This is a genomic window from Agromyces solani (assembly GCF_058349925.1).
Map to the genome: position 1 here is coordinate 846,816 of NZ_JBYRER010000002.1, position 22,908 is coordinate 869,723.

Genomic DNA, 22,908 nt, shown 5'->3' on the forward strand with positions numbered 1-22,908 from the left:
CGCGAGTCGGTTTCGAGCCCTGCCGACGGCCGCGTCGGCGGGGCATGAGCGCAGAGTGTAAGATGGAACCCGTCAGAACGTGCATCGGATGCCGTTCGCGCGCCCCGCGATCCTCGCTCATGAGGGTCGTTCTCCAGGAATCCCGAGTGATCGCAGATGATGCGGCCGTGCTTCCGGGGAGGGGTGCGTGGTTGCATCCGACGCTCGAGTGCTACCGCCTCGCAGAACGACGCCGTGCCTTCGCACGAGCGCTCCGCATCCGCGGCGAGGTGGACACCAGCAACGTAGAGAACAGGCTGAACGGCTAATGGACAAGTAATGAGCGGCTCGAAATGAGACCCGTCCGCTGATTACGGTCTGCCCCTGTCCGGGTGCAGGCCCGGAACAGGAGAGAAGTGGCTGCCAAACCACGCGTACACGAGATCGCATCCGAACTCGGTGTCGACAGCAAGATCGCCCTTGAGAAGCTCAAGGAGATGGGCGAGTACGTCAAGGGACCGTCCTCGTCGATCGAACCCCCCGTCGCGCGTCGCCTGAAGGCGGCGCTCGAGGCCGACGGCGCCGCCAAGGGCGCTGCGGCCGCGGCTCCGGCCGCGCCCGCGAAGACCGCGGCGAAGCCCGGCCCGAAGCCGGGACCCAAGCCCGCCGCGCCGGCTCCCGCGCCCGCCCCGGCCGATGCGCCGCTGACGGTCGCCGAGCGCCAGGCCCAGGCCGAGGAGAAGGCCGCGCAGGCGGCCGCCGAGAAGGCCGCGGCCGAGCAGGCCGCCGCAGAGACCGCGCCCGCCCCGGCGAAGTCCGGCGACGTGGCCAAGCCCGGCGGCGCCCCCAAGCCCGGCGGCGCCATCCCGCGCCCGGCCCCGAAGCCCGGCGCCCCGCGCCCCGGCAACAACCCGTTCTCGAGCTCGCAGGGCATGGGCCAGCGTCCCGCCCAGCCGCGCCCGGGAAACAACCCGTTCTCGAGCTCGCAGGGAATGGGCCAGCGTCCCAGCCCCGGCAACATCCCGCGGCCGCAGGCGCCGCGCCCCGGTTCGCCGCGCATCGGCGCCCCGCGTCCCGCGGGTGCCGGTCGTCCCGGCGGCTTCCAGCGCCCCGGCGGCGCCGGCGCGGGTGCACGCCCGGGCGGCGGCGCCGGCGGTGCCGGCGGCGGCTTCCAGCGCCCCGGCGGCGGCTTCGGCGGCCCGCGTCCCGCGGGCGGCGGCGGTCGTGGTCGCGGCCCCGGCGGCGGCACGGCCGGTGCGTTCGGTCGCGGCGGCGGCAAGTCGAAGGCCCGCAAGTCCAAGCGGACGAAGCGGCAGGAATTCGAGATGCGGGAGGCTCCGTCGCTCGGCGGCGTGAGCGTTCCCCGCGGCGACGGCAACACCGTCATCCGCCTGCGCCGCGGCGCCTCCATCTCCGACTTCGCCGACAAGATCGACGCGAACCCCGGTTCGCTCGTCACGGTGCTCTTCCACCTCGGTGAGATGGCGACCGCGACGGAGTCGCTCGACGAGGCCACCTTCGAGGTACTCGGCGCCGAGCTCGGCTACAAGATCCAGGTCGTCTCGCCCGAGGACGAGGACAAGGAGCTCCTCGAGGGCTTCGACATCGACCTCGACGCCGAAGAGGCCGAGGAGACCGACGAAGACCTGCAGGCGCGCCCGCCGGTCGTCACCGTCATGGGCCACGTCGACCACGGTAAGACCCGACTGCTCGACGCGATCCGCAACGCGAACGTCGTCGCGGGCGAGGCCGGCGGCATCACCCAGCACATCGGTGCGTACCAGGTGCACACCGAGCACGAGGGCACCGACCGGGCGATCACCTTCATCGACACCCCGGGTCACGAGGCGTTCACCGCCATGCGTGCCCGTGGTGCGCAGGTCACCGACATCGCGATCCTCGTGGTCGCGGCCGACGACGGCATCATGCCGCAGACGATCGAGGCGCTGAACCACGCGCAGTCGGCGAACGTGCCGATCGTGGTCGCGGTGAACAAGATCGACAAGCCCGACGCGAACCCGGCGAAGGTGCGTCAGCAGCTCACCGAGTTCGGCCTCGTCGCCGAGGAGTACGGCGGCGACGTCATGTTCGTCGACGTGTCGGCTCGTGAGGGCATCGGCATCCAGGAGCTGCTCGACGCGGTCCTGCTGACGGCCGACGCCGGACTCGACCTGCGCGCGAACCCCGACAAGGCCGCCCGCGGTGTCGCGATCGAGGCGAAGCTCGACAAGGGGCGCGGCGCCGTGGCGACCGTGCTCATCCAGTCGGGCACGCTCAAGGTCGGCGACGCGATCGTCGCGGGCACGGCCTACGGCCGCGTGCGTGCCATGGCCGACGAGAACGGCGACCCGGTGACGGCGGCGACCCCGTCGCGACCGGTGCAGGTGCAGGGCCTCTCGAGCGTTCCGCGCGCCGGCGACACGTTCCTCGTCACCGATGAGGACCGTACCGCCCGCCAGATCGCCGAGAAGCGCGAGGCCGCCGAGCGCAACGCGCAGCTCGCGAAGGCCCGCAAGCGCATCTCGCTCGAGGACTTCACGCGTGCGCTCGAAGAGGGCAAGGTCGAGGCGCTCAACCTCATCATCAAGGGCGACGTGTCGGGTGCCGTCGAGGCGCTCGAGGAGTCGCTCATGAAGATCGAGGTCGACGACTCGGTGCAGCTGCGCATCCTCCACCGCGGTGTGGGTGCGATCACCGAGAGCGACATCGACCTGGCCACGATCGACAACGCGATCGTCATCGGGTTCAACGTGCGTCCCGACGTGAAGGCGCGCGAGCGCGCCGCCCGCGAGGGCGTCGACGTGCGCTTCTACTCGGTCATCTACAACGCGATCGACGACATCGAGAACTCGCTCAAGGGCATGCTCAAGCCCGAGTACGAAGAGGTCCAGTCGGGTGTCGCCGAGATCCGCGAGGTGTTCCGCTCCTCGAAGTTCGGCAACATCGCCGGTGTCATCGTGCGCAGCGGTACCATCACGCGCAACGCGAAGGCCCGGGTCATCCGCGACGGCGTCGTCATCGGCGACAACCTCGCGATCGAGTCGCTCCGCCGGTTCAAGGACGACGTCACCGAGGTCCGCACGGACTTCGAGGCGGGCATCGGCCTCGGCAAGTACAACGACATCCAGGTCGGCGACGAGATCGAGACCATCGAGATGCGCGAGAAGCCTCGCGTCTAACCGAACGGCCCGGGGCGGCTCGCCGCCCCGGGCTCCGCTCGGAAGGAGACACTGACCATGGCTGATCCGGCACGGGCCAGGAAGATGGCCGACCGCATCAAGGAGATCGTCGCCCGACGTCTCGACAAGGGGCTTCGCGACCCTCGGCTGGGATTCGTGACGATCACCGACGTGCGCGTCACGGGCGACCTGCAGCACGCGAGCATCTTCTACACGGTGTACGGCACCGACGAGGAGCGCCGCGATTCGGCACTCGCGCTCAAGGCCGCGACCGGGATGCTCCGCAGCGAGGTGGGCCGCAACATCACGGCGCGGCTCACGCCCACGCTCGAGTTCATCGCGGATGCGATCCCCGAGAACGCCGAGCACATCGAGGAACTGCTGCGCGAGGCGCGCACCCGCGACGAGGCGACGACCGCGCTCGCGGCGAACGCCGAGTACGCCGGCGACGCCGACCCGTACGTGAAGCCGCGTGAGCTCGACGACGACACCGACGACGAGTTCGACGAGGCAGAGACGCGCTGAGCCGAGGCACGGCACCGCGCCGCGCGATCAACGCGGCGCGGCCGTGCCCTGGCCGAGCAGCTCGCCCTGCACCTCGGCGACCCGAGCACGCAGGGCGGCGATGAACGCGAGGACGGTCGGCTGCCGCAGCGCCTCGGGGCGGCAGACCAGCCAGTAGGGGAGCCGCTCCTCGACCTCGTCGGGGAACAGCCGGACGAGATCGTCGTGGCGGTCGGCGAGGAACGCGGGCAGGAGCCCGTACCCGGCGCCCGCTCGTGTCGCATCGACCTGCACGTAGACGTTCGTGCTCGAGACGGTGTCGACCATGCCCTGCGTTGGCCGTCGCGCCTCGTCGAGCGCGTCGACCTGCAGCATCGACTCGATGAAGTAGACGAGCGGAGCCCCGGCGAGATCGCGGGGCGTCGCCGGTGCGCCGTTCGCGGCGAGGTAGTCACGGCCGGCGTAGAGCCCGAGCACGTAGTCGGCGAGGTGTATCGCCTCCGCCTTCTGCACGTGCGGCCTGCCGACCACCACCTCGAGGTCGATGCCGACCCGCTGCTGGGTCGCGCGGCGCTGCGCCGCGACGATCTCGAGGGTGACGCCGGGGTGCTCCCGTCGCACCGCGACGATCGCCGGTGCGGCGATGTACCCGCTGAACCCGTCGGTGGCCGACAGGCGCACGACGCCGGTGAGGGTCGAACCGCCGGGCCGGAGTCCCTGCATCGCCTGCTCGACCGCCTCGGCCGAGGCGACCGCGTGCTCGCCGAGCGGGGTCAGCACCCAGCCCGAGGCGCCGCGGGCGAGCACCCGCCCGCCGAGGGCGTTCTCGAGGGCATCGATGCGTCGCGCGACGGTCGTGTGGTTGAGGCCGAGCTCGGCAGCGGCGAGCGTGTACCTCCCGGCCCGGGCGACCGCGAGCAGCACGAGCAGGTCGTCGGGGCTCGGCGCCGGGCGCGGGTCGGAAGCGAGGCTCATCCCTGCATGCTCGCACAGTCGGGAGGCGTGCGCAGGTCTCCGTCGCGACCGATCAGGCGTCCGGAAGGACGTAGCCCCCGTCGTCGGCGATGACCGCGAGGCCGTCGGCGACGAGCCCCGCGAGGGCGCGGTCGAGCTGGGCCGCGTCGGCCCACAGCGGTGACAGCTCGTCGCGCGCGACGGGGCGGTGCGCGGCGCGGAGTTCGCGCATCACGAGGCCGCGCACCTGCCGGTCCGACCCCTCGAAGCGCGCCTGGCGCGCCCTCCTGGGGCCGTCGTACGCCGGGTACCCGGCGGCGCGCCAGGCGCACCGGCCGCGGATCGGGCAGGACTCGCATCGCGGCGCACGTGCCGTGCACACGGTGGCGCCGAGTTCCATCGCCGCCGCGTTGAACGTCCGTGCAGCGGCGTCCTCGGCCGGAAGCAGGGCCGTCATCGCGGGCAGGTCGCGCGCCGCCGACGGGGGAGTGGCTTCGGCCCGCCCGTCGATCGCCCGCGCGATCACGCGCCGGGTGTTGGTGTCGACGACCGGAACGCGCACGCCGAACGCGAACGCCGCGACCGCGCGCGCCGTGTACGGGCCGACGCCCTGCAGCGCGAGGAGCGCCTCGACGTCGTGCGGCACCTCTCCGCCGTGGCGCTCGACGATCTCGACGGCCGCGCGGTGCAGCCAGAGCGCCCGGCGCGGATAGCCGAGCCGGTCCCACGCGCGGACGGCCTCGGCGGCCGGCTCGGCGGCCAGGCTCGCCGGCGTCGGCCACCGGTCGATCCACGCCGACCAGCGGGGGACGACGCGGTCCACCTGCGTCTGCTGCAGCATGAACTCGCTCACGAGCACCGCCCACGGCGAGACCTCGGCGGCGCGCCACGGCAACGGGCGCGCGGCGTCCGCGAACCACTCGACGAGCGCGTCGGGGATGGGGGCGGCGGTCGCACGAGGCATCCGACCAGCCTACGGCGATGCGAGGATGCCTCGCGGCTATGCTCGCTCGTATGCGCCTCGTCACCACGCCCAGGGTCGCGTTCCTCCGCGAACTCGCGGAGGAGATCTCGCGCCGGTACGGCCGCGGCCGGATGATCGTCGCGATCGACGGGCCGGTGCGGAGCGGCAAGACCGCATTCGCGGACGACCTCGCCGCCGTGCTCGAGGAGCGCGGTCGCACGGTGTTCCGCGCCCGCATGGAGGGATTCCACCGCTCGCGCGCCGCGCAGGACGCGTACGGGGCCGATACGGCGGAGCGCTACTACCGCTACGGGTTCGACGAGTCCGCGCTCAAGCGCGTGCTCGTCGAGCCGTTCCGGATGGCCGGCTCGACCGCGTTCGTCACGCGCGTGCTCGATCCGGCCCGAGACGCCTGGGTCGAGCCGAAATGGATCACGGGGCCGGCGGACGCCATCCTCGTGCTCGACGGCCGATTCGTGCTGAGGGATCGGCTCGACGAACTCTGGGACTACCGCGTCGTCATCGACGGCGAACCGCTCGACGACGCCGATCGGCTCGCGTACGCCGATCGCGACCCGCGCTCGGTCGCGGATGCGATCGTCGACCTCGCCGATCCCGAACGACCGATCAGGCGTTGATCGCGGCGCGGATCGCCCCTCCCGCCTGTACCCCGTTCCGAGTACCCCGTCTTCGGGGGACATCTCTGCACGCAGGGGCTCGAAATGCTAGCGTGTCCCCCTCTTTGCGGACATAATGGGGTTGATTGCCCAAGCCCCCGGCAGGCAGCGAAACCCGACGCACCACCCGAAGTACCCGAACCTCCCGCAGAGATCGACGCGACACGCATTCGCGTCGATCGCCGCTGCGCGATCGACCCGACCCGCGCGTGCCTCGCACGCCCCGCTCGTCGGGTCGATCGCCCAGCGACCGCGCCATGTCGCGCTCTCCGCTCGTTCGCTCCCGGTTTTCGCAGCGCCGCCGGGCCGAACCCAGGAGATACCCCGAATGAGCAAGCTCGGCGCCCGCTCGGCGCACGCTGCCGACGGCGACGTCCTCGCCCGCAAGCGATCCACCAGTCCGAATCCGATGCGCCGGCTCGCCGCGGCCGTCGCGGCCGTCGCGCTCGGCACGGGCCTCGCGCTCGTCGGCATCGCGGCACCCGCCTCGGCCACCGGTGACGGCAACGGCGGAAAGGTCTGCCAGAACTTGGACACCGGCCACCTGTCGGCGAACGACGAGAAGACCTGGGTCGTCACGGCGCCCGAGGGCGAGCTCATCGCCGAGGTCTGCGTCAAGGCCGGCTCCGACAAGCAGGGCGACGGCCCGGTCGTCACCGTGTACGACCCGCCCGTGAAGAGCGTCGAGATCTCGCACCCGAGCGGCAAGGACATCAGCCACTACTCGGTGCGCTACGTCGACGAGCCGACGACCCCCGAGGAGCCCGAGCTCGTGACGATCGACGTCGAGCCGACGTCGATCGACCTCTGCGGCGTGGCGAACGACGCGGTCTCGCACCTCACCGACACCGACGCGATCGACTGGGAGACCGTCGGCGAGGTCGCGAGCGGAACGGTCGTCGTGACGGCCACCGCCAAGCCCGGCTACGTGTTCGCGAAGGACGCGACGACGAGCTGGACCTTCCACTTCACCGACACCCCGTGCTCGGAGGAGCCCGAGGAGGCGACGATCGAGATCGAGCCCGAGTCGGTCGACCAGTGCGGCACCGCCAACGACGCGTTCACCCTGCCGAGCGACACCGACGCCGTCACGTGGAAGGTCGACGGCTCGGTCGCGGCCGGCGAGGTGACGATCACCGCGATCGCGAACGACGGCTACACCTTCGCCGAGGGCACGAAGACCTCGTGGACGTTCGCGTTCACCGACACGCCGTGCGAGGAGGAGCCCGCCGAGCCGAGCCTCGAGGGCTCGGTCGCGACCGGCACCTGCGTCGCCGACGCCCCGTGGATCTTCTTCGACGTGGTCCTCACCGACCCCGACCACCAGGTCACCAACCGCGAGGTCTCCCTCGTCCTGACCGACGGCGAGAACACCGAGACGATCGAGCTCGGAACGCTCGACGAAAACGGCGAGCTCGAGGGCAAGACGCTGTGGCCCGGCGCCGCGGTCGACGACGAGGGCAACGCCATCGCCTGGCCGGGCTGGAAGCAGCTCGACGACGGCACCTGGGTGAAGACCGACGGCAACTACGCCTGGACGCACGACCTGACGAGCGCGAAGTTCGTCGTCAACCCCGAGCTCGAGGTGGCGCTGGCCTACCCGCCGGCGACGCCCGACTGCATCGCGGCACCGCCGGTGACCCCCGCCGGACCGGCCGACGGTGACGGCGAGGGCGAAACCCCGTCGACCCCGGCCGGCGACCAGGAGGCGGCTCCGGCCGGCGGCTCGGGCCTCGCGGAGACCGGCTTCGCCGGCACCTCGATCGCCATCGTCGCGGGCGTCATCGTGCTCGCGGGCGCCGCGTTCGTGGTCGTCGCACGCCTGCGCCGCAAGAACGGCTGAGGTCGTCGCCGCGCTGCCCAGCGCACGCGATGACCGAAGGGGGCCCGGTTCGCCGGGCCCCCTTCGTCGTCGGTACGAACGGGGGATGCCTCGGGCCGAGCCCGCGGTCCGAGGCATCCCGCGGTCAGATGGGAACGGCCTCGAGCACTCGCTCGTCGGGCAGGGGAGCGCCCGTCGCCTCGACCTCGTGGACGAGCGCGGTGAGCGCCCGGCTGACGGGGGCGTCGAGTCCGGCGGCGGCCGCCTCGCGCACGACCGCCCCGTTCAGGAAGTCGATCTCGGTCGGCTGGCCGCGGCGCACGCTCTGCTGGGTCGACCCGAGGTTCGGCACCGAGCCCATGCGGACGCGCATGAGCCACGGCAGCACCTGCCCGAGCCGGAGCGGCAGCCGGGCGAAGAGCCGCAGGCGCCGGTCGCCGAGGCCCTGCAGGGCGCCGAAGCGCACACCGCGCGCGATGCCGACGCGCACCGTCTCGCGCATCGACGCGGCGACGACGCGTCGGAGGCGGTGGTCGTCGATCACGTCCTGCACGCTGCGTCCGACGATCGTCGGCACCGCGTTGACCATGTTCACGACGAGCTTGGTCCACTGCGCGCCGCGGAAGCCCGGGATCGCGACGACCGGGACGGCGTCGGAGAGGATGCGTGCCAGGCGCTCGGACTCGGCGTCGGGCTCGCCGTCGCCACGGCCCAGGTAGCTCGTCGCCGGCGTGGTCACCCGCACGACGCCGGGCTCGGTGTAGTTCGCGGCGATGATCGACAGGAGCCCGACGCACGTCGATGCCGGCAGGAGGCGCTCGGCCGTCGCGACGCCGTCGAGCCCGTTCTGCACGACGACCACCGGCACGCCGTCCACGAGTGCGGCATTCGCCTCGATCGCGGCGGCCGCGTCCTGCGCCTTCGTGCACACGAGCACGAGGTCGGGGCGCACCGAGAGGATCTCGGAAGCCGTGACGCGGGCGTGCGCCTCGCCGTACCCGCCGCTCAGCCGGATGCCGTGCTCCCGGATGGCGGCGAGGCCCGCGCCCCGCGCGGTCACCTCGACCTCGTGCCCGGCCCGGGCGAGCAGCGCCGCGAACGTCCCGCCGAGCGCACCCGCGCCGATGATGCCGATCCTCACGGCTTCCAGCGTAGGGCCGCACGGCGCGCCCGTCGGCCGTGCACGGCTCCGGGCGGGGGCGCTCGACTGTTAGCCTGTACCGCGTGAACAGCGGCATCCTCCTCGTCGACAAGCCGCAGGGAATCACCAGCCACGACGTGGTCGCCCGCATGCGCCGGCTCGCCGGAACCCGCAAGATCGGCCACGCCGGCACCCTCGACCCGATGGCGACCGGGTTGCTCGTGCTCGGCGTCGACAGCGCGACCCGACTGCTGCACTACCTCGTCGGCCTCGACAAGGAGTACTTCGCGACGGTGCGCCTCGGCCTCGGCACGACGACCGACGACGCCGAGGGCGACGCCCTGCCGCGCACGGCCGAGGGCGACGCCGTCGTCGTCGCGCTCACCGCGTCGAGCGACCGCGGCGACGCCGCGATCCGAGAGGCGATGCGCGCCTTCACGGGCGAGATCGACCAGGTGCCGAGTTCGGTGAGCGCCGTCAAGATCGACGGCAAGCGGGCCTACCAGCGCGTTCGCGACGGGGAGACGGTCGAGATCACGCCGCGCCGCGTGACGGTGACGGCGTACGACCTGCTCGCCGTACGGCAGGGCGACGACGGATGCCTCGACCTCGACGTCCGCGTCGAGTGCTCGTCGGGCACGTACGTCCGCGCGCTCGCGCGCGACCTCGGTGCGTCGCTCGGCACCGCCGCCCACCTGACGGCGCTCCGGCGCAGCCGCATCGGCCGGTTCGCGGTCGACGAGGCCGGCGAGCTCGACGGCTTCGACGTCGCCGCGCGACTCATCGCCCCGGCCGACGCGGCCCGGCGCGCCCTCCCGGTCGTCGAGATCACCGACGACGAGGCCGTCGACCTCGGCCACGGCAAGCGCATCGCCGCCGCGCCCGACGCCGCCGAGGCATCCACGTCTGGCGCCGTCGCCGCGATCGCGCCGGGCGAGCGCCTGGTCGCGATCGTCGAACGGCGCGGCACGCAGTGGAAGGTCGTCACCGGATTCCCGCAGGAGCAGCGCGCATGATCGAGTGGTTCACCTGGGTGCAGCTGGCCGTCGCGGTCGTGGCGGGGCTCCTGTGCCTCGTGCTCGGCCTCGCGGGGCGGAAGCCGAGCGACCTCACGCTCGGGTCGGTCGCCGTGGTCGAGGTGCTGCTCGTCGTTCAGGTCGTCGTCGCGATCGTCGCCCCCGCCGTCGGGAACGCGCCCTCGGGCAACGCGCTCGAGTTCTGGGTCTACCTCGTCTCGGCCGCGCTCGTGTCGCCCGCCGCAGCGTTCTGGGCGCTCCTCGAACCGAACCGGTGGTCGACCGTCGTGCTCGGCGTCGCCGCGCTCGCGGTCGCCGTGATGGTGTACCGCATGTACCAGATCTGGACCGTGCAGGGCGTCTGAGGCCCGTGCGTCTGAGAGAATCGAACGTCATGGAACGACTGCAGAGCGCCCCCGCAACCACCGGTCCGGCCGGTACCCGCGCGACCCGCATGAGCGGCGTCGGCCGCGTGCTCGTCGCCGTCTACGGGGTGCTCGCGCTCGCGGCCCTCGGTCGCTCGTTCGTGCAGATCGTCACGAAGTTCGACGAGGCGCCCCTCGCCTACGCGCTCTCCGCGCTCGCCGCGGCCGTCTACGTCGTCGCGACGATCGCGCTCGTGCGACCGGGGCGGGTCTGGTACCGCGTCGCCTGGGTCACGCTGATCTTCGAGCTCACCGGCGTGCTCGTGGTCGGCGCGCTGAGCGTCGTCGACCCCGCCCTCTTCCCGCACGACACGGTGTGGTCGTGGTTCGGGCGCGGCTACCTCTTCATCCCGCTCGTGCTGCCCGTGCTCGGCATGTGGTGGCTCGCGAAGCACCGCCCCGTCGAGGCGGACGCCGCGTGAAGACGTTCAAGGGACTCGAGGCGGTGCCGCACGGCTTCGGGCCGACGGCGGTGACGATCGGCAAGTTCGACGGCGTGCACCGCGGGCACCGCGAGATCATCGCGCGCCTCCGCGGCATCGCCGACGCGCACGACCTCGCGACGACGGTCGTCACGTTCGACCGCAATCCGCTCGCGCTGCTGGCGCCCGACAAGTGCCCCGAGTCGCTCGTGAGCAACCGGCAGAAGCTCGAGCTGCTCGCGACGACGGGCATCGACGCCACGGTGCTGCTGCCGTTCGACCGGGCGCTCGCCTCGGTGCCGGCGACCGAGTTCGTCGAGCGAGTGCTCGTCGACACGCTGCACGCGAAGGCCGTGCTCGTCGGGCGCGACTTCCGCTACGGCGCCCGGGGCGCGGGCGACGTGACCCTCCTCGCCGACCTGGGCGCGACGTTCGGATTCACGGTCGAGGTGGTCGACGACGTCGCCCCCGACGGTGAGCGGCGCGTCTCGTCGAGCTGGGTGCGCGAGCTCCTCGCCGAGGGCGACGTCCGTCGGGCGACCGAGCTGCTCGGCCACACGCCGACCGTGTCGGGCATCGTCGTGCACGGCGCCGCCCGCGGGCGCGAGCTCGGGTTCCCGACGGCGAACCTCACGCCCGAGTCCGAGGGCCTCATTCCGGCCGACGGCGTCTACGCCGGCTGGCTCACCGACGCCGGCACGCGCTATCCGGCCGCGATCTCGGTCGGCGACAACCCGACCTTCGAGGGCGTGCCGAAGAAGCAGGTCGAGGCGTACGTGCTCGACCGCGAGCTCGACCTCTACGACCACGTCGTCGACGTGGAGTTCGTCGACCGCATCCGCGGCATGGTCGCCTTCACGACGATCCCCGACCTGATCGACACCATCCGCGACGACGTCGAGCGCACCCGCGGCATCCTCGGCCTGTGACGGCCGCCGTTCGGCCGCTGTGGGCCGGCCGGGCGCTCGCCCTCGTCGGCATCGCCCTCGTCGCCGTGAACCTGCGCACGGGCGTCGCGTCGCTCTCGCCGATCATCGCCCGGATCGAGCACGAGATCGCGCTCGACCCCGCGGTCGTGGGCCTGCTCGGCATGCTGCCGCCGCTCTGCTTCGCCGTGTTCGGCATCGCGACGCCGCCGCTCGCGAAGCGGTTCGGGCTCGAGCCGCTGCTCGTCGTCGCGCTCCTCGCGCTCACGGCGGGCCTCGCCTGGCGGGGGCTCGCCGACTCGGCGTTCGCACTCGTCGCCGCCGGCGTCGTGATCTTCGCGACGACCGGCATCGGCAACGTGCTGCTGCCGCCGCTCGTCAAGCGCTACTTCCCCGACCGCATCGGGCTCGTGACGACGATCTACGTGACGGCGATGTCGATCAGCACGTTCATTCCGCCGCTCGTCGCGGTTCCCGTCGCGGATGCCGCGGGGTGGCGCGTCTCGATCGGGGCGTGGGCCGTCGTGGCCGTCGTCTCGGTGATCCCGTGGATCGCGCTGCTCGTCCACCCGAGGCGCGACGCCGGCGACGCGCTGCCGGAGGAGCCCGGCGCGGCCGGGCTCGGCCGGGTGGTGCGATCGCCCGTCGCCTGGTCGCTCGTCGTGATCTTCATCGTGAGCTCGTTCAACGCGTACTCGGCGTTCGCCTGGCTGCCGCGGCTGCTCGTCGACGTCGCCGGCGTCACGCCCGCGCAGGCGGGGGCGCTGCTGTCGCTCTACGCGGCGATGGGCCTGCCCGCCGGCATCGTCGTCCCGATCGTCGCCGCCCGCCACGGTCGGGTGCGCCTGCTCGTCGCGGTGTCGATGGCGGCGTTCGTGCTCGGCTACCTCGGGCTGCTCGTCGCGCCGGCGGCGGCGACCTGGTTGTGGGTCGCGCTCGCCGGCATCGGTCCGCTGATGTTCCCGCTCGCGCTCGTGCTCATCAACCTGCGATCCCGCACGCACGCCGGCGCGGTCGCGCTCTCGGGCTTCGTGCAGTCGACCGGCTATCTCGTCGCCGCTGCCGGCCCGCTCGTCATCGGCTTCGTGCACGCGGCGACCGACGGCTGGACGGTGCCGCTCATCCTGCTGCTCGCCTCGATCGTGCCGGGCGCGATCGCGGGCGTCATCGCGGCGCGCCCCCGCTACGTGGAGGATGCCGGCGCACGCTGAGCGACACCGCCCCGATCCGGTTCCACGCGACGCGCCGCCGAACGGCGACCGCGGCCCGGCGCGGAGCGGGCACCTCCGAGCGCGGGTCAGACGACGAGGTCGGGGCGGTGCACGAGGGCGGCCGCGCCGATGAGCGGGCCCTCGTCGGAGAGGCCGGACGGCACGATCTCGACCCGGGTCGCGAAGGCGAAGGCCGTGCGTTCGGCGACCGCGGCGCGGGCGTGGTCGAACAGCACGGGGGAGACCCGCGAGAACCCGCCGCCGATCGCCACGAGGTCGAGGTCGAGCAGGTTCGTCGCCGAGGCGATCGCCTGGCCGATCGCGCGGCCCGCGCGCTCGACCGCGGCGATCGCGATCGCGTCGCCGGCCGCGTGGGCTCGGGCGAGGTCCTCCCCGGTGGTGCCCTCGAAGCCCTGCGTGCGCGCCCACGCGACGGTGCGCGGACCGGAGGCGACGGCCTCGAGGCAGCCGCGGCCGCCGCACGAGCAGCGGTCGTCGAAGCCGCCGACCTCGATGTGGCCGATGTGGCCGCCGTTCCCGGTCGGGCTCGCGACCGCACGACCGCCGATGACGATGCCGCCGCCCACTCCCGTCGAGACCACCATGCCGAGCAGGTTCGCGGCCTCGCGGCCCGCGCCGACCCAGTGCTCGGCGAGGGCGATGCACAGCCCGTCGATGCGCAGCGTGACGGGAACGTCGGGTACGGCCTCGACGAGGACGTCGCGCAGCGGGTGCATGCGCCAGGCGGGCACGTTGAGCGGCGAGACGCGACCGGTCGCGACGTCGATGGGGCCGGCCGATCCGGCACCCACCCCGATGAGTTCGGCATCGGCCGGCAGCGCGGCGAGCGCGTGCGCCACGACCTCGCGCACGGCGTCGTCGAGTTCGGTCGCGGAGGCGGTCGGGCCGGTGGGACGGCGGCGGCGGGAGTCGGGGACGAGGCGGCCGGATGCTTCGACGAGGGCGGCTTCGACCTTGGTGCCGCCGAAGTCCACGGCGAGCGCGAGGGGCGTGGGCATTGCACCAGCATAGGCGCGCAGCATCCGTGCTCGGAATGCTCATATGAGCAGGAATGCCCGCGAGTGTTGCCGCTGCGCACGACGCTGCCTACGCTGGGAGGGAGGCGGACGGAGGCGCATGGACGAGATCGACGAACTCCTCTCGATCAGGGCGGCCGAGCTCTACTACGAGGAGAACAAGACCCAGGACGAGATCGGGCAGGCGCTGAACCTCACCCGGTGGAAGGTCGGTCGACTCCTCGCGCAGGCCAAGCACCGCGGATTCATCCGCATCGAGATCGTGCACCCGCGTGCGCGACGCCTGCCGATCGAACGGCGGTTGCGCGACGAGCGCGGCCTCGACGACGCGATCGTCGTGTCCTCGGCCGGCGTGGCGTCGTTCGAAGAGCTGCAGGCGCGCACGGCTCAGGCGGCCGCCGACTACCTCACGGCCCTGCGGCCGGTGCCGCGCACCCTCGGTGTGAGCTGGGGGCGCACCCTCTTCGAGATCTCCCAGCACCTGCGCAACGGCTGGGCCACGGGCGTCAACGTCGTCCAGATCAACGGCGGCGTGAGCCTCAACCGCCGTGCGGGCACCGCGGCGGCGACCGCGGTCTCCATCGCGCAGAAGGGCGGCGGCCAGGCGACGCTCCTGCCGAGCCCCGCCATCCTCGAGCGGCTCGAGACGAAGGAGGCGATCGAGTCCGACCGCGTCGTCGCCGGCGTCATCGAGCTCGCCCGCTCGGCCGACGCCTACCTCTTCAGCGCCGGCGCCGCCGACCATAACTCGGTGCACGTCGAGAGCGGCTACCTGTCGCCGACCGACGTCGACCTGCTCGTCGCGAAGGGCGCCGTCGGCGACGTCGTCGGCCGCTACATCGATTCCGACGGCAACATCGTCGACCCGGCGCTCGACGCGCGCACGGTCGGCCTCACGCTCGACGAGCTGCGCGCCGCGCGGCTCTCCGTCGCCGTCGTTGCCGGCCCGGCGAAGCACGCCGTGGCCGACGCGGTCGTGCGCAGCGGTCTCTGCACGGTGCTCGTCACCGACGAGGCGACCGCCCTCCATCTCCTCGACGGCTGACGCCGTCCCGCAACTCGCAACGAAAGCCAGGTCACCCCATGTCAGCTCCGGCCAACACCGGCACCGCGCTCGTCACCGCACGCGAGCGCGCGCTCGCCGTGCTCGGCGGCGAACCCGACGACCAGACCCTCGGCCGCTACCTCCACGGCATCCCCGGGGTCGACGCGGTCGGGCTCGAGCAGCGCGCCGCCGCGCTCGGCACCCGTTCGATCAAGACCACGTCGAAGCGCTGGGCGCTCGACAAGATCATCTCGCTCATCGACCTCACGACCCTCGAAGGGGCCGACACCCCCGGCAAGGTGCGCTCGCTCGTCGCGAAGGCGATGAACCCCGACCCGGCCGACCCGACGGTGCCGCGCGTCGCGGCGGTCTGCGTCTACGGCGACATGGTGCCGTTCGCGACCGAGGCCCTCGGCGCCGCACACGGCGACCCCGACGACGGGCTCATCTCGGTGGCCGCGGTCGCGACGGCGTTCCCCTCGGGTCGCTCGTCGCTCGAGATCAAGCTCGCCGACACGGCCGAGGCGGTCGCCGCCGGCGCCGACGAGATCGACATGGTGATCGACCGCGGCGCGTTCCTCGCGGGCCGCTACGGCGAGGTGTTCGACCAGATCGCGGCCGTGAAGGAGGCGTGCCGTCGTGCGGACGGCACGAGCGCGAGCCTCAAGGTGATCCTCGAGACCGGCGAGCTCGTGACGTACGACAACGTACGCCGCGCGTCGTGGCTCGCGATCCTCGCGGGCGGCGACTTCATCAAGACCTCCACCGGCAAGGTGCAGCCGGCCGCGACGCTGCCCGTCACACTCCTCATGCTCGAGGTCGTACGCGACTGGTACCGCCTCACGGGTCATCGGGTGGGCGTCAAGCCGGCCGGCGGCATCCGCGCCTCGAAGGACGCGATCAAGTACCTCGTCACGGTCGCCGAGACCGTCGGCGAGGAGTGGCTCGTGCCCCACCTGTTCCGCTTCGGCGCGTCGAGCCTCCTGAACGACGTGCTGCTGCAGCGGCAGAAGATGACGACCGGGCACTACTCGGGCGCCGACTACGTGACGATCGACTGACTGGACTGAACATGAGCTTCCTCGAGTACGCGCCGGCCCCCGAGTCGCGCGCCATCCTCAACCTCCGCGACGCCTACGGGCTGTTCATCGACGGCGAGTTCGTCGACGGCCGCGGCACCCCGTTCCAGACCATCTCGCCGTCGAGCGAAGAGCGCATCGCGATGATCGCGAACGCGAACGAGGCCGACATCGACGACGCGGTCGCCGCCGCCCGGCGCGCGTACGACCGGGTCTGGTCGAAGATGAGCGGTCGCGACCGGGGCAAGTACCTCTTCCGCATCGCCCGCCTCGTGCAGGAACGCGCCCGCGAGCTGGCCGTCGCCGAGTCGCTCGACAACGGCAAGCCCATCAAGGAGTCGCGCGACGTCGACGTGCCGCTCGTGGCGGCGTGGTTCTTCTACTACGCGGGCTGGGCCGACAAGCTCGACCACGCCGGCCTCGGCGCCGACCCGCGCTCGCTCGGCGTGGCCGCACAGGTGATCCCGTGGAACTTCCCGCTGCTCATGCTCGCGTGGAAGATCGCGCCCGCGCTCGCCGCCGGCAACACGGTCGTCCTGAAGCCCGCCGAGACGACGCCGCTCACGGCGCTCATCTTCGCCGAGATCCTGCAGCAGGCCGACCTGCCCCCGGGCGTCGTGAACATCGTCACGGGCGCGGGCGACACGGGCGCCGCGCTCGTCGCGCACGAGGGCGTCGACAAGGTCGCGTTCACGGGCTCGACCGCGGTCGGCCGCGCGATCGCGAAGCAGATCGCGGGCACCGACAAGAAGGCGACCCTCGAGCTCGGCGGCAAGGCCGCGAACATCGTCTTCGACGACGCGCCGATCGACCAGGCGATCGAGGGCATCGTCAACGGCATCTTCTTCAACCAGGGCCACGTCTGCTGCGCCGGCAGCCGCCTGCTCGTGCAGGAGAACATCCACGACGAGGTCGTGGAGCGCCTGAAGACGCGCCTCTCGACGCTGCGCCTCGGCGACCCGCTCGACAAGAACACCGACATCGGCGCCATCAACTCCCGCGAGCAGCTCGACCGCATCCGCACGCTGAGCGATGCCGGTGTCGAGGAGGGCGCCGAGCGCTGGAGCGCACCGTGCGAGATCCCCGAGAACGGCTTCTGGTACGCGCCGACGATCTTCACGAACGTGCAGACCTCGAGCCGCATCGCCCGTGAGGAGATCTTCGGCCCGGTGCTCTCGGTGCTCACGTTCCGCACACCGCAGGAGGCGATCGCGAAGGCGAACAACACCCCGTACGGCCTCTCGGCCGGCATCTGGACCGACAAAGGCAGCCGCATCCTCGCCGTCGCCGACCAGCTGCGCGCGGGTGTGATCTGGGCGAACACGTTCAACCGCTTCGACCCGAGCTCGCCGTTCGGCGGCTACAAGGAGTCGGGCTACGGCCGCGAGGGTGGCCGCCACGGCCTCGCCGCCTACCTGTCCCCGGCGCCCATCGGGCGTTCGGCCGCGCAGGTCACCGCCGGCCGCGGGGGCGCGCAGCGCCGCATCGAGCGCGCGGATGCCTCGGCCGAGGCATCCGCGTCGAAGCCGAAGGCGCGCGCCCGACGAGCGGGCGCCGCGAAGAAGGGAGCCGCGAAGTGAGCCGCCTCGCCGTGCCGAAGACCTACAAGCTCTACATCGGCGGCGCGTTCCCGCGCAGCGAGTCGGGGCGCACCTACGAGGTCGTCGCCGCCGACGGTCGCTTCCTCGCGAACGCCGCGAAGGCCTCGCGGAAGGACGCGCGCGACGCGGTCGTCGCGGCGCGCGGCGGAGTCGCCGGCTGGGCCGGCGCGACCGCGTACAACCGCGGCCAGGTGCTCTACCGCATCGCCGAGGTGCTCGAGGGGCGTCGAGCCCAGTTCGTCGCCGAGATCGAGGAGGCCGAGGGCGTCTCGCGCGCCGTCGCGACCGCCCAGGTCGACGAGGCCATCGACCGGTGGGTCTGGTACGCCGGCTGGGCCGACAAGTTCGCCCAGGTCGCGGGCAACGCGAACCCGGTCGCAGGTCCGTACTTCAACATCTCGGTGCCCGAGCCGACGGGCGTCGTCGCGATCATCGCCCCGCAGGACTCGTCGCTCGTCGGCTTCGTGTCGGCGCTCGCCCCCGCCCTCGTGGCCGGCAACTCGGTCGTGATCGTCGCGAGCGAGCGGTTCCCGCGGTCGGCGATCTCGCTCGCCGAGGTGCTCGCGACGAGCGACGTGCCGAAGGGCGTCGTGAACGTGCTCACGGGGTCGCCCGCCGAGATCGCGCCGTGGCTCGCGAGCCACGCCGACGTCAACGCCATCGACCTCGTCGGTGCGGGCGGGCTCGACTGGGTCTCGCTCGAGGTCGACGCGGCCGACACGCTGAAGCGCGTGCTGCGCCCCGAGAACGGCCCCGACGCCGCGGCACCCGCCCTCGGCCGCATCACGGCGTTCACGGAGACGAAGACCGTCTGGCACACGAAGAGCCTGCGGTAGGTCCCGCAGTGTCCGGTCGCAGCGGCGCGTCCGACGAGCGAGGACGGCTCGTCTCCGACCCGTTCGAGTACCGCGTCGCCAAAGACGGCGCGGTACTCGTCTCGCGCGGCGGTCGCGTCGTGACGACCGTCGGCGGTTCGGCTGCGGCACGGCTCGTCGCCGGGCTCGAACGTGCCGAGGCGGCCGGCGACGAGCTCGCGGCGCAGCACCTGCTCGCCCGGGTCACCGGCAACTACCGTCGCGGCAACGAACGGCGGTGACCGAGCGAGCTGTGCCCGCATCCGGTCTCGCCGAACGGTAACGAAACGGTAACGACGGTGCTAAGGTTTCCTGCACCGGTCGCGCGACGGAGCACGGCCGGTGGAAAGGCCCGAACCCGTGACGCACGCCTCGCGTGCGGTCGCCCCGACGACCGCACGTCGGCGGCCGAGTGCCGCCGCATCAACGCACCCGACCCGATCGCTCCTCCTCGCGCGGCTCGAGCGCCCACCACGTCGAGCGATCCGCGCCACCATCGCGGCGGCCGCCGTCGCGCTCGTCGCGACGATCCTGTTCATCGCGCAGTCGCCGCCCATCGTGTACGCGATCGACGTCTTCGGCGCGCTGCGCGAACCCGGCGAGCCGGCCTTCACGGTCGGCCATCGAGGTGACCGGGCGACGGCGCCCGAGAACACGATGCCCTCGCTCGAACTCGCGATGGACGAGCTCGAGTTCGTCGAGACCGACGTGCAGCTCAGCCGCGACGGCGTTCCGGTGCTCTTCCACGACACGACCCTCGAGCGCATCACCGGCGACCGTCGCCGCGTGGGCGAGCTCGACCTCGACGAACTGTCGCGGCTCGACGCGGGGGGCTGGTACGCGCCCGAGTACGCGGGTGCGAAGATCCCTACGCTCGACGCCTTCCTCGGCGAACTCGCCGCGCGTGACGAGGCCCGGGCGCTCGTGGAGCTCAAGGCCGACTGGACGCCGAAGGAGGTGCGCCTCGTCACGGACCTCGTCGAGCGCCACGGCCTGCGCGGAAGGGTCGTGCTCCAGAGCTTCAGCATCGAGACGTTGACCTCGCTCCAGGCGGTCGCGCCGACGCTGCCGCGCATCATGCTCATCCGCGAGCTGCCCGCCGACCCGGTGCCCCTCGCCGAGCACCTCGGCGTCATCGGGTTCGGCACGACCGTCGACTCGGTCACGGCCGCGCCGGGCGCGCTCGAGCTGGCGCACGAGGCGGGTATCGCGGTGCTCTGCTACACGCTCAACACCCTCGAGCACTGGGAGACCGTGAACGCGATGGGGGTGGACGGCATCATCACCGACGAGCCGAGCGAGCTCGACGCGTGGCTCGCGGAGACCGCGCCCGGAACCTGATCGGCCGCGGCGCCGACGCTGGCGCGGGCACGGGCGCCGCCGGCGAGCGGGCGCGCCCGAGTCGGCCGTGCAGGCCGGGAGGCCTCAGCCGCGGTTGGAGAGCTCGAAGATGCGCACGAGTTCGGCGACGGCCGCCTCGCGCTCGTCGCCGCCCGCCTCGTACTGGTGGGTGACGTGCGTGCGCAGGTGGTTCTCGACCAGCAGCTTGTTGAGCGACCCGAGCGACTTCTGCACGGCGAGCGACAGCGTGATGATGTCGACGCAGTAGTCGTCGTTCTCGATCATCTTCTCGATGCCGCGCAGCTGGCCCTCGATGATCTTCGTGCGGTGCAGGGCGCGCTTCTTGATGTCCTCGATCACGAGTACAGGATACCGCGTTTGCACCCGATACCCCTAGGGGGTATAGTCGACGCCATGACCACGCTCGACGACTCCCGGCTGCGCACGATCGACCTCGACATCGAGGGCATGACCTGTGCGAGCTGCGTCGGCCGCGTCGAGAAACGGCTCGGCCGGCTCGACGGCGTCGAGGCCGCCGTCAACCTCGCGACCGAGCGGGCACGGGTGCGGTTCCCGTCGACGACGTCGATCGACGCGCTCGTCGAGGCGGTCCGGCAGGCCGGGTACACGGCGACGCCGGTCGGTGGTGCGGATGCCTCGCCGCCGGCGCCGAGCGCGCGGGAACGCACGGTCGCGGCCCAGCACCCGGCACCCGCCCGAACGGCGGAACCGGCTCCGACCGCGGCGTCCGCCGAGCCATCCGCGACGGATGACCCGCTGCGCACCAGGCTGATCGTGTCGGCCGTGCTGACGGTGCCGGTCGTCGCGATCGCGATGATCCCTGCGCTGCAGTTCACCTACTGGCAGTGGCTCTCGCTCGCGCTCGCCGCGCCCGTCGTCGTGTGGGGCGGCTGGCCCTTCCACCGCGCAGCCTGGGTGAACCTGCGGCACGGCTCGCTGACGATGGACACGCTCGTCTCGCTCGGCACGCTCACCGCGTTCGCGTGGTCGCTCTGGGCCCTCTTCTTCGGGCACGCCGGCATGCCGGGCATGACCCACGAGTGGACCTTCGGCGTACGCGGCGCCCCCGGTGGCGACGTGTACCTCGAGGTCGCCGCGGGGGTCATCACGATCATCCTGCTCGGGCGCTGGATCGAGGCGCGATCGAAGCGCCGGGCGGGGCGGGCGCTGCGAACGCTGCTCGAGCTCGCCCCGCGCGAGGTGACCGTCCTCCGCGGCGAGGGCGCCGCGGTCGTCGAGACCCGTGTGCCGATCGCCGAGCTCCACCCCGGCGACCGCTTCGTGGTGCGGCCCGGCGAGCGGGTCGCCGCCGACGGCACCGTCGTCGACGGCGAGGCGAGCGTCGACGAGTCGATGCTCACCGGCGAGCCCGCGCCCGTCGACGCCGCTCCCGGCAGCGAGGTCACCGCGGCGACGATCGTGCACGGCGGCAGCCTCGTGGTCGAAGCCGCACGCGTCGGCGCCGACACCCGGCTCGCCCAGATCGCCCGACTCGTCGAGGACGCGCAGCTCGGGAAGTCGCGCGCGCAGCGCCTCGCCGACCGGATCTCGGCCGTGTTCGTGCCGATCGTGATCGCGATCGCCCTCGGCACCGCCATCGTGTGGATCGCGACCGGCAGCCCCGTCGAGCAGGCGATCACCGCGGCCGTCGCCGTGCTCGTCATCGCCTGCCCGTGCGCGCTCGGCCTCGCGACGCCGATGGCGATCCTCGTGGGCACGGGGCGCGGCGCCGAGCGCGGCATCCTCATCACGGGGCCCGAGACCCTCGACCGCATCGCCGGCATCGACACGATCCTGCTCGACAAGACGGGCACGCTCACGACCGGCCGCATGCGGCTCGGCGAGATCGTCGTGGATGCCTCGGCCGAGGCAACGACGGCGCTCGGCGTCGCCGCGGCGCTCGAACAGCGGTCGGAGCATCCGATCGCCCGCGCCGTCGTCGCGGGCGCCGCCGAGCGCGGCGTCGCCGTGCCGGCGGTCCGGGAGTTCCGCGCGCACGCCGGACTCGGCGTCACCGGTGTCGTCGACGGCGTGAGCGCCGCGGTCGGCCGCCCCCGATTCCTCGAAGAGCTCGGCCTGCGCCTGCCCGACGACCTCGCCCGCCGCATCGCCGACTCCGATGCGACCGCGGTCGCCGTCGGCTGGGACGGCGAGGTGCGCGCCGTGCTCGAGGTCGGCGACACGACGCGGGCCGGCGCCCGAGAGGCGATCGACCGCCTGCGCGGCCAGGGGCTCACCCCGGTGCTCGTCACGGGCGACGCCGAACGGCCGGCCCGCCGCGTCGCCGCGGAGCTCGGCATCGACGAGGTGCACGCGGGCACGAGCCCCGAGGGCAAGCTCGCGGTCGTCACCGGCCTCCGGGCCGACGGTCACAAGACCGCGATGGTCGGCGACGGGGTGAACGACGCCGCCGCGCTCGCGGCGGCCGACCTCGGCATCGCGATGGGCGGCGGCACCGACGCGGCGGCGAGCGCGAGCGATCTCGCGCTCACCCGCGACGAGCCCGGCGCCATCCCCGACGCGATCTCGCTCGCGCGCGCCACCCTCGGCACGATCCGCGGCAACCTGTTCTGGGCGTTCGCGTACAACGTGGCTGCGATCCCGCTCGCGGCGGCGGGCTTCCTCAACCCGATGATCGCGGGCGCCGCGATGGCGTTCTCGAGCGTGTTCGTCGTGCTCAACAGCCTGAGGCTCCGTCGGGCCTGAGCCG

Annotated in this window: 22 protein-coding genes; 17 read left to right on the forward strand and 5 right to left on the reverse strand. The window is 72.7% G+C overall.

The window, feature by feature from the left end; all coding sequences use genetic code 11:
* The first annotated feature begins 62 nt into the window (after nucleotides 1-62).
* The 3 genes from AC3RJ7_RS11590 to rbfA all read left to right on the forward strand — a co-directional run bounded on the left by AC3RJ7_RS11590 (nucleotide 63) and on the right by rbfA (nucleotide 3,683).
* The gene (locus tag AC3RJ7_RS11590; RefSeq protein WP_491455981.1) at nucleotides 63-308 is read left to right on the forward strand and encodes a YlxR family protein; all 246 of its coding nucleotides are present in this window, start codon (nucleotides 63-65) and stop codon (nucleotides 306-308) included.
* An 87-nt stretch (nucleotides 309-395) separates the two neighbouring features.
* Nucleotides 396-3,158, forward strand: coding sequence for a translation initiation factor IF-2 (gene infB / locus AC3RJ7_RS11595; RefSeq protein WP_491455982.1), 2,763 nt, complete (start codon nucleotides 396-398; stop codon nucleotides 3,156-3,158).
* Between the two features lie 57 nt (nucleotides 3,159-3,215).
* Nucleotides 3,216-3,683, forward strand: a complete 468-nt coding sequence (gene rbfA, locus AC3RJ7_RS11600; protein WP_491455983.1) for a 30S ribosome-binding factor RbfA — start codon at nucleotides 3,216-3,218, stop codon at nucleotides 3,681-3,683.
* Between the two features lie 27 nt (nucleotides 3,684-3,710).
* Here the strand turns inward: rbfA and AC3RJ7_RS11605 are convergent, their stop codons facing one another.
* Entirely contained in the window at nucleotides 3,711-4,637 is a 927-nt protein-coding gene (locus AC3RJ7_RS11605; RefSeq protein ID WP_491455984.1) for a LysR family transcriptional regulator, read from the reverse strand.
* Between the two features lie 52 nt (nucleotides 4,638-4,689).
* Nucleotides 4,690-5,580: an HhH-GPD family protein gene (locus AC3RJ7_RS11610; protein WP_491455985.1), complete on the reverse strand. Its 891-nt coding sequence runs from the start codon at nucleotides 5,578-5,580 to the stop codon at nucleotides 4,690-4,692.
* 50 nt (nucleotides 5,581-5,630) lie between these two features.
* Here AC3RJ7_RS11610 and AC3RJ7_RS11615 point away from each other — a divergent pair, with 50 nt between their 5' ends.
* Both AC3RJ7_RS11615 and AC3RJ7_RS11620 read left to right on the forward strand, forming a co-directional pair.
* Nucleotides 5,631-6,218, forward strand: a complete 588-nt coding sequence (locus AC3RJ7_RS11615; protein WP_491455986.1) for a nucleoside/nucleotide kinase family protein — start codon at nucleotides 5,631-5,633, stop codon at nucleotides 6,216-6,218.
* 367 nt (nucleotides 6,219-6,585) lie between these two features.
* Complete coding sequence (locus AC3RJ7_RS11620; protein WP_491455987.1) at nucleotides 6,586-8,100, forward strand: hypothetical protein; 1,515 nt, start codon at nucleotides 6,586-6,588, stop codon at nucleotides 8,098-8,100.
* A gap of 124 nt (nucleotides 8,101-8,224) precedes the next feature.
* Here AC3RJ7_RS11620 and AC3RJ7_RS11625 read toward each other — a convergent pair whose 3' ends face one another.
* On the reverse strand, nucleotides 8,225-9,220 hold the full coding sequence (locus AC3RJ7_RS11625) for a ketopantoate reductase family protein (RefSeq protein ID WP_491455988.1): 996 nt from the start codon (nucleotides 9,218-9,220) through the stop codon (nucleotides 8,225-8,227).
* Nucleotides 9,221-9,294: 74 nt separating this feature from the next.
* On the opposite strand from AC3RJ7_RS11625, the gene truB reads away from it, so the two are divergent.
* The 5 genes from truB to AC3RJ7_RS11650 are packed head-to-tail and all read left to right on the forward strand — an operon-like array spanning nucleotide 9,295 to nucleotide 13,220.
* Nucleotides 9,295-10,236 carry a tRNA pseudouridine(55) synthase TruB gene (gene truB, locus AC3RJ7_RS11630; RefSeq protein WP_491456172.1) on the forward strand — a complete coding sequence of 314 codons (942 nt, stop codon included), beginning with the start codon at nucleotides 9,295-9,297 and terminating at the stop codon, nucleotides 10,234-10,236.
* Complete coding sequence (locus tag AC3RJ7_RS11635) at nucleotides 10,233-10,601, forward strand: hypothetical protein (protein ID WP_491455989.1); 369 nt, start codon at nucleotides 10,233-10,235, stop codon at nucleotides 10,599-10,601. Before truB ends, AC3RJ7_RS11635 begins: the two co-directional genes overlap by 4 nt.
* Before the next feature lie 29 nt (nucleotides 10,602-10,630).
* Nucleotides 10,631-11,083, forward strand: a complete 453-nt coding sequence (locus AC3RJ7_RS11640) for a hypothetical protein (RefSeq protein WP_491455990.1) — start codon at nucleotides 10,631-10,633, stop codon at nucleotides 11,081-11,083.
* The gene (locus AC3RJ7_RS11645; RefSeq protein WP_491455991.1) at nucleotides 11,080-12,012 is read left to right on the forward strand and encodes a bifunctional riboflavin kinase/FAD synthetase; all 933 of its coding nucleotides are present in this window, start codon (nucleotides 11,080-11,082) and stop codon (nucleotides 12,010-12,012) included. The genes AC3RJ7_RS11640 and AC3RJ7_RS11645 overlap by 4 nt, the downstream gene beginning before the upstream one ends.
* Entirely contained in the window at nucleotides 12,009-13,220 is a 1,212-nt protein-coding gene (locus tag AC3RJ7_RS11650; RefSeq protein ID WP_491455992.1) for an MFS transporter, read from the forward strand. Before AC3RJ7_RS11645 ends, AC3RJ7_RS11650 begins: the two co-directional genes overlap by 4 nt.
* An 86-nt stretch (nucleotides 13,221-13,306) precedes the next feature.
* On the opposite strand, the gene AC3RJ7_RS11655 is transcribed toward AC3RJ7_RS11650, so the two are convergent.
* Nucleotides 13,307-14,239 carry an ROK family protein gene (locus tag AC3RJ7_RS11655; RefSeq protein WP_491455993.1) on the reverse strand — a complete coding sequence of 311 codons (933 nt, stop codon included), beginning with the start codon at nucleotides 14,237-14,239 and terminating at the stop codon, nucleotides 13,307-13,309.
* Between the two features lie 118 nt (nucleotides 14,240-14,357).
* Between AC3RJ7_RS11655 and AC3RJ7_RS11660 the strand changes: the two genes are divergently transcribed.
* The 6 genes from AC3RJ7_RS11660 (at nucleotide 14,358) to AC3RJ7_RS11685 (ending at nucleotide 20,177) form a co-directional block, all read left to right on the forward strand.
* Nucleotides 14,358-15,302 carry a sugar-binding transcriptional regulator gene (locus tag AC3RJ7_RS11660; protein ID WP_491455994.1) on the forward strand — a complete coding sequence of 315 codons (945 nt, stop codon included), beginning with the start codon at nucleotides 14,358-14,360 and terminating at the stop codon, nucleotides 15,300-15,302.
* A 38-nt stretch (nucleotides 15,303-15,340) separates the two neighbouring features.
* Nucleotides 15,341-16,363, forward strand: coding sequence for a deoxyribose-phosphate aldolase (deoC, locus tag AC3RJ7_RS11665; RefSeq protein ID WP_491455995.1), 1,023 nt, complete (start codon nucleotides 15,341-15,343; stop codon nucleotides 16,361-16,363).
* A gap of 11 nt (nucleotides 16,364-16,374) precedes the next feature.
* On the forward strand, nucleotides 16,375-17,961 hold the full coding sequence (locus AC3RJ7_RS11670) for an aldehyde dehydrogenase family protein (RefSeq protein WP_491455996.1): 1,587 nt from the start codon (nucleotides 16,375-16,377) through the stop codon (nucleotides 17,959-17,961).
* Nucleotides 17,958-18,818 (forward strand): aldehyde dehydrogenase family protein, encoded by an 861-nt coding sequence (locus AC3RJ7_RS11675; protein ID WP_491455997.1) that lies wholly within the window; start codon nucleotides 17,958-17,960, stop codon nucleotides 18,816-18,818. Before AC3RJ7_RS11670 ends, AC3RJ7_RS11675 begins: the two co-directional genes overlap by 4 nt.
* A gap of 8 nt (nucleotides 18,819-18,826) precedes the next feature.
* On the forward strand, nucleotides 18,827-19,078 hold the full coding sequence (locus AC3RJ7_RS11680; RefSeq protein ID WP_491455998.1) for a hypothetical protein: 252 nt from the start codon (nucleotides 18,827-18,829) through the stop codon (nucleotides 19,076-19,078).
* Between the two features lie 100 nt (nucleotides 19,079-19,178).
* Nucleotides 19,179-20,177, forward strand: a complete 999-nt coding sequence (locus tag AC3RJ7_RS11685) for a glycerophosphodiester phosphodiesterase (protein ID WP_491455999.1) — start codon at nucleotides 19,179-19,181, stop codon at nucleotides 20,175-20,177.
* Nucleotides 20,178-20,261: 84 nt separating this feature from the next.
* Here the strand turns inward: AC3RJ7_RS11685 and AC3RJ7_RS11690 are convergent, their stop codons facing one another.
* Nucleotides 20,262-20,537, reverse strand: coding sequence for a metal-sensitive transcriptional regulator (locus AC3RJ7_RS11690; RefSeq protein WP_275506703.1), 276 nt, complete (start codon nucleotides 20,535-20,537; stop codon nucleotides 20,262-20,264).
* Between the two features lie 54 nt (nucleotides 20,538-20,591).
* Between AC3RJ7_RS11690 and AC3RJ7_RS11695 the strand changes: the two genes are divergently transcribed.
* Nucleotides 20,592-22,904: a heavy metal translocating P-type ATPase gene (locus tag AC3RJ7_RS11695; protein WP_491456000.1), complete on the forward strand. Its 2,313-nt coding sequence runs from the start codon at nucleotides 20,592-20,594 to the stop codon at nucleotides 22,902-22,904.
* Nucleotides 22,905-22,908 lie beyond the last annotated feature (4 nt).